Here is a 5,923-nt window from a genome sequence, read left to right on the forward strand (position 1 = left end):
CTATATATCCTTATCAATTGAATCTATTCTCTTTTCGAATGATTTTATAGTAGTAAAGAAACCTAAAAATAATATTATCAATAATATAAATGAAAAAATATTTAAATATGATCCTCCACATATACCTGGTACTTGTAGCAATGCTGCTATTAATTCAAGATACATAAATGGTTTAAAAAATTTTACAATACTTTCATAATGTCCCTTTAAAGATTCATTATCTGAATATAATTCAAATGGTCCTTCTGATGCTTTCTTGCATAAATACACCCAGTAAAACCATCTATCCACTATCTCAACTCCTGTTTCTTCCATAAACTCGAAGTATTCTCGTTTACTTTTTCCTTCAGGCAAAAGATCTATTTGGTAAATATACTCTCCTGATTCACATTTTTCAAATTTATAAAATCCTAAAAGGAATGATTTTAATGCCCATCCTTTTTTACTCATCTCATTTAACCAATCTTGCTCTTTTTGACTATCCACATACCAACGAAACTTAATCATAACTATTCCCCCATTTTTTCACTATTTTTCACTAATTCCTTTAATCTTATAACCTCACTATTAAATACTTCTCTTCCCTTAGATGTTATGATGTACGATTTTTTCTTTCTTGATTGCTTTTCTTCGCTATATAATTCTATCCACTCTTTATCTAGTAGCGAATTTATTGCCCCATATAGAGTTCCTGGTCCTAAGTTTACCCTACCGTCAGTCATTTCTTGTACCTCTTGTATGATTCCATAACCATGATTAGGTTCTCTAACTGCTAATAATATGTAATAAACTGCCTCTGTTAATGGTGCTTCCTTTCCCATATATATCACCTCTCAATATATCGTTATCTGATATATTTATAATATATCATGTGCCGATATATCTGTCAACGAGTTATTTAAAATTTTTATTATTTTTATAAAAAGCAAGCTTAGAAAACGATTTCCTATTTCAAATAAAAGTGTTAAAATATACTTTAATAGAAAAGAATAAAGATATACCATGCTTCACATATAAATTTTAAAATATAAAGGAGAAACAATCGAACATGCTGCAAGAATTAAAAACATTTATATCTGTAGTTGAGTTAAATAATTTAATTAAATGTAGTAATCACTTAAAATTACCTCAAAAATTAATTATTGAACATATAGAGGTATTAGAGCTTTTCTTTGGAGTTACTTTGTTAGATAGACCTATTACCTATGATAATAATGTATCTATAACAGAAAATGGAATGAATTTATATATAAAATCAAAAAAAATGTTTAATATAGTTGAAGAAGGTAATTATGATGATCTTAAGCAGATTAATACTTTAAAAAGCAATATAAAAATAGGAGTTTGTGATCAATTTGAAAAATACATTCTACCAAAATTTTCATCCTATTTTTCAAAAAAATACCCAAACATAAAGATAGATGTATTCACAAAAGATAATGATTGCATATACAACGATTTAAAGCAAAATAAGTTAAATATAGGGATAATCGAAGAGACTATTCAAAATCCTGAGTTTATACAAAAGAGATTTTTAAGTGATAAAATGATTTTAATGATACCATATGCAGAAACAATAAAGGATATATCTACATATGTAAATGAGTTTAAGGATAAAACATGGTTTATAAGCAGAGAAGATTTAAGCACAAAATATTTTACAGATAAATTTTTAAATAACAGCCATATAACAGTTAAAGAAAAATTATTAGATGATAATAACGCTGTAAAAGAGGCTGTAAAGAATAACTTAGGAATAAGTGTAATACCTAAATCTGCAATTATCTCCGCTTATAAAGGCAAAGAAATATCAATACTTCCACTAGAAGAATCCTTCGCAAAGCATTATTCCTATGTTATTCCTAGTAAGGTAAAACTCTCTGAATGTGTCAATATTTTTTTAAACGAGCTCAGAAATTACTATAAAAATATTTATTATTATTAAAATATAAAAACTCTCAGTTTAATTATAGCTGAGAGTTTTTAATATGGCTGAGCTTTTACCGTATAACTCAGCCTATTATATATTAAAATTAGTAATAATTAATTTTTATCTAAAAATTTTAGTGATGGAATAATCTTATTCCAGTGAATGCCATTGCTATTCCGTATTTGTCACAGCATTCAATTACAGCGTCATCTCTTACAGATCCACCTGGTTGAGCTATATATTTAACACCGCTCTTATATGCTCTTTCTATATTGTCTGGGAATGGGAAGAATGCATCTGAACCAACTATTACGTCAGTCATACCATCAAGCCAAGCTCTCTTAGCTTCTCTTGTGAATACTTCTGGTTTAACTTTGAATATTTTTTGCCATTCACCTTCAGCTAAAACGTCCATATATTCATCTCCTATATAAACGTCTATTGCGTTATCTCTTTCAGCACGACCTATTTCATCCTTAAATTGAAGTCCCATAACTTGTGGAGATTGACGAAGATACCAGTTGTCAGCTTTTTGTCCAGCAAGACGAGTACAGTGGATTCTTGATTGTTGTCCTGCACCTATACCTATAGCTTGTCCATCTTTAACATAGCATACTGAGTTTGATTGAGTATATTTTAATGTTATAAGAGCTATTTTCATATCTATTAATGCAGATTCTGGGATTTCTTTGTTTTTAGTTACTATATTTGATAAAAGATCTCCATTTACATCTAATTCATTTCTTCCTTGTTCAAAAGTTATTCCATAAACTTGTTTTCTTTCAAGCTCAGCTGGAACATAATCAGGGTCTATTTGAATTATGTTGTAGTTACCTTTTTTCTTAGTTTTTAATATTTCAAAAGCTTCATCAGTAAATCCTGGAGCTATAACACCGTCAGAAACTTCTCTTTTTATTAAGTTAGCAGTATCAACATCGCAAACATCTGATAGAGCTATGAAATCACCAAATGATGACATTCTATCAGCACCTCTAGCTCTAGCATATGCACATGCAAGTGGAGATAATTTTCCTAAGTCGTCCACCCAGTAAATTTTAGCTAATGTATCGTCTAATTCTTTACCTACTGCAGCACCTGCAGGTGAAACGTGTTTGAATGATGTAGCAGCTGGAAGTCCTGTAGCTTCTTTTAATTCTTTAACTAATTGCCATCCATTGAAAGCATCTAAGAAATTTATATATCCTGGTCTACCATTTAAAACCTTAACTGGAAGATCTGAACCATCTTCCATAAATATTCTTGATGGTTTTTGATTTGGGTTACATCCATATTTTAATTGAATTTCGTTCATTTTAAATACTCCTTTTTATTAATGTATTTTATATCGATTAATTCCTATTTGTTTTTGTTTACTATTCTTGTTTCGTATTCGCCAGTAGCTATGTCTATAAATCTAACAAATAATGATACTTTGTTGTCTTCGTTTAAGTTTGTCCAAACCATATCAGTGAATTCATCTATGTCTCCGCTTATTCCTACTAATTTTGGTTCACCTTCGAAGCTTGGAAGTGGATTTCCATCGTGCATATATGTATGTATGAAGTGTCCTTCACCTGCTACTGGATTTTCGTATGCAAATGTGTATCTGTTACAAGCATCTGGATTTCCGTTGTTGCTTTTTAATATTGACATTGCATAGTTGTATGTACCATTTTCAACATGCATAACACCTGAAATTCTAGGAGTGTAGTTAGGTGCATCTGGTTCGAATTCACGGCTTCTTAATGATTGCTCGAAAGTAAGTTGTTTGTCCATTCCTTCGTATATAGTGTCTGTTTGGTCTCCGTTAGTTACTATAGTTTTGTTTCCTAAGACTCTAACTGGAGCATAGATTATTAATGATGGATCTTCAAGCTTTGATGGATCAAATGCTTGTGTACGGATTCCCTTTCCTTCTTCAACAAATACTCTGTTTCTACTGTTGCTACTTCTTCCCATTATAAAATATGCTGTTACTGCTTTTTTTCCGTCTTCAGTTTTTCCGATTACTATACCTCTCCCTGGATATGTGTTGCTGTTTAATTCATTTGCTAATGATAGCATGTTCATATTGATTTCCTCCATTAAAATAATTTATTTTTATAAACAAAAAACCGCCAACACGCAAAATGTTATAAAACATCATACGTGCCCAGGCGGTCGGCATTTCTAAATATATAATCAAGCTCCCTGTGGGTTAATTCCCACGACATCTATTGATGTTTTCCACCAGTCGCTTGACCGTTCTTTGTTGTACAAACTTATTATACACGAATATAATTTTATATTCAACTAAAAATATCCGTATTTTTATTAATTATTTTATTTCGTTATAAATACTACTTATTAATTTCTTTTGAATCCTAATATAAGCCAAAGCATCTTCAGGCCCTAAGCATTCTAACATCTTGACTACTTTTTGTAACATTTCATCTCGCTGCTTTTGAATATACTTATCTCCTTTTTCAGTTAATTTAACAATAATTTGACGATTGTCCTTTGGATCAGTTGTTCTCGTAATAAAATCATCTTTTTCTAAATGGTTTAGAATCGTTGCAATCCTCGCTGTACTCACTACCATACTTTTGCTCAAATCCTTTGGATAGGCAGTTTTTTGGTGATCTACAAGATAATTTAAAACAAATAATCCTCCCTGGTTCAGCTTAGACATTGTTCTATCAAACTGAATATGTTTAATACCAGATTTCAAACTCATCAGTTCTCTCGCTAAAACATAATAGTCCATTGATTTATTCCCTTTCTAATTATCTAACTTTATTAGTTAATTGTATGCACAAACGCCAATATTGTCAATATCTAAGTACTTTACATTTAAATATTTACAGGGGCAATACTTATCATCAAGAATAATGATATCATCACACCAAATATAATTTGTGTAGCTTTTTCCTCTATTGAAGGCTTAAATTTACTGATAAGTTGACAAAGTACAGCTGAAAATGCTGCTATAATAATAAAATATACTAATTCCATTGTAACATCCCCTTTTTCTAAAATAGCTAATAATATTAGCAATTATTTTAAATATAAGGCTACAGATATATACTGTAGCTGATTTCATTTATTTATAATTTTATCTAACTTTGTTAGCAATTATACTCTTAAATTTGTATTATGTCAACTAGTTTGTAAAATATTTTTTATATATATAAAAATGGCATCAAAGATGCCACTTTATAATAAATAAAACCACTATTATTCTACTTTCTCTTCTATTTTTACGATTCCATTATGTGTTTTATCATGGAAAGTTATAATATAATATTCATCAAGATCCAAGTCTTTTTCTAGCATATATGTTATTTTTAAATTTTGTCCATTATGTTTTATTGCACAGCTATCTCTAATTTCATTATATACTTCGCAATCTCGATCTATTATAAATAACACTCCATCTACATTAAATTCTATAACTCTTATTCCTCCAGTATCATTCCCTACATCATAAACTTTATAATTTTCAACTTGACCTTCTACAGTATAGCAATTTCCATTTTTATACTCATTATAAAGGTAGTTATACGATATAAAAGTATCTCTGCGCATAGATATAATAATAGCCATTACGACTGGAGTTACCATAATAACAATAATTGTTACCAACCTGATTTCTTTATATTCATCATCGTTTTTTACCTCATTCAAATCCATTTTTTCAGCTTGTAATAACTTTTTTAATTTTAAATAATTTCTAATAACAATAAATAATATGAATATCCACAATCCCGTAACTATTATTCCTGCTCCTACACTTTTTAAATAACATTCAGTCATCGTAAATTCATATAAAGTTTCATACATAATATTATCCTTTCTATACCTAATATGTGAGATTGTTTTTAAATAATACTCTATATATTAATAGTATAAAACGATTTATTGTTATTTTGGATAGTTAAATATTTTTTCTTTGTAAAAAGTTTTGTTACTTGTGTGTTAGTTATAAATATGAATTTAAATAATTTTGTAAAA

8 protein-coding genes and 1 riboswitch are annotated in these 5,923 nt (G+C 29.1%); of the genes, 1 reads left to right on the forward strand and 7 read right to left on the reverse strand.

The window, feature by feature from the left end:
* Complete coding sequence (locus ACI3VO_RS01530) at nt 1–507, reverse strand: DUF2812 domain-containing protein (RefSeq protein ID WP_439756214.1); 507 nt, start codon at nt 505–507, stop codon at nt 1–3.
* 2 nt (nt 508–509) lie between these two features.
* On the reverse strand, nt 510–821 hold the full coding sequence (locus ACI3VO_RS01535; RefSeq protein WP_439756215.1) for a PadR family transcriptional regulator: 312 nt from the start codon (nt 819–821) through the stop codon (nt 510–512).
* 227 nt (nt 822–1,048) lie between these two features.
* On the opposite strand from ACI3VO_RS01535, the gene ACI3VO_RS01540 reads away from it, so the two are divergent.
* Complete coding sequence (locus tag ACI3VO_RS01540) at nt 1,049–1,945, forward strand: LysR substrate-binding domain-containing protein (RefSeq protein ID WP_439756216.1); 897 nt, start codon at nt 1,049–1,051, stop codon at nt 1,943–1,945.
* A gap of 118 nt (nt 1,946–2,063) precedes the next feature.
* Here ACI3VO_RS01540 and ACI3VO_RS01545 read toward each other — a convergent pair whose 3' ends face one another.
* The 5 genes from ACI3VO_RS01545 to ACI3VO_RS01565 all read right to left on the reverse strand — a co-directional run bounded on the left by ACI3VO_RS01545 (nt 2,064) and on the right by ACI3VO_RS01565 (nt 5,752).
* Nucleotides 2,064–3,242, reverse strand: coding sequence for a phosphoribosylaminoimidazolecarboxamide formyltransferase (locus tag ACI3VO_RS01545; protein ID WP_439756217.1), 1,179 nt, complete (start codon nt 3,240–3,242; stop codon nt 2,064–2,066).
* Between the two features lie 44 nt (nt 3,243–3,286).
* Nucleotides 3,287–4,000 carry an IMP cyclohydrolase gene (locus ACI3VO_RS01550; protein ID WP_439756218.1) on the reverse strand — a complete coding sequence of 238 codons (714 nt, stop codon included), beginning with the start codon at nt 3,998–4,000 and terminating at the stop codon, nt 3,287–3,289.
* A 73-nt stretch (nt 4,001–4,073) separates the two neighbouring features.
* Nucleotides 4,074–4,177: riboswitch (ZMP/ZTP riboswitch) on the reverse strand.
* Between the two features lie 70 nt (nt 4,178–4,247).
* Nucleotides 4,248–4,676 (reverse strand): MarR family winged helix-turn-helix transcriptional regulator, encoded by a 429-nt coding sequence (locus ACI3VO_RS01555; RefSeq protein WP_439756219.1) that lies wholly within the window; start codon nt 4,674–4,676, stop codon nt 4,248–4,250.
* 86 nt (nt 4,677–4,762) lie between these two features.
* Nucleotides 4,763–4,924 (reverse strand): hypothetical protein, encoded by a 162-nt coding sequence (locus ACI3VO_RS01560; protein ID WP_439756220.1) that lies wholly within the window; start codon nt 4,922–4,924, stop codon nt 4,763–4,765.
* 222 nt (nt 4,925–5,146) lie between these two features.
* A complete protein-coding gene (locus ACI3VO_RS01565) occupies nt 5,147–5,752 on the reverse strand; it encodes a hypothetical protein (RefSeq protein ID WP_439756221.1) in 606 nt (201 codons plus the stop codon).
* Between the last annotated feature and the right edge of the window lie 171 nt (nt 5,753–5,923).

The organism is Intestinibacter sp. (assembly GCF_051866655.1).
GTDB lineage: Bacteria > Bacillota > Clostridia > Peptostreptococcales > Peptostreptococcaceae > Intestinibacter.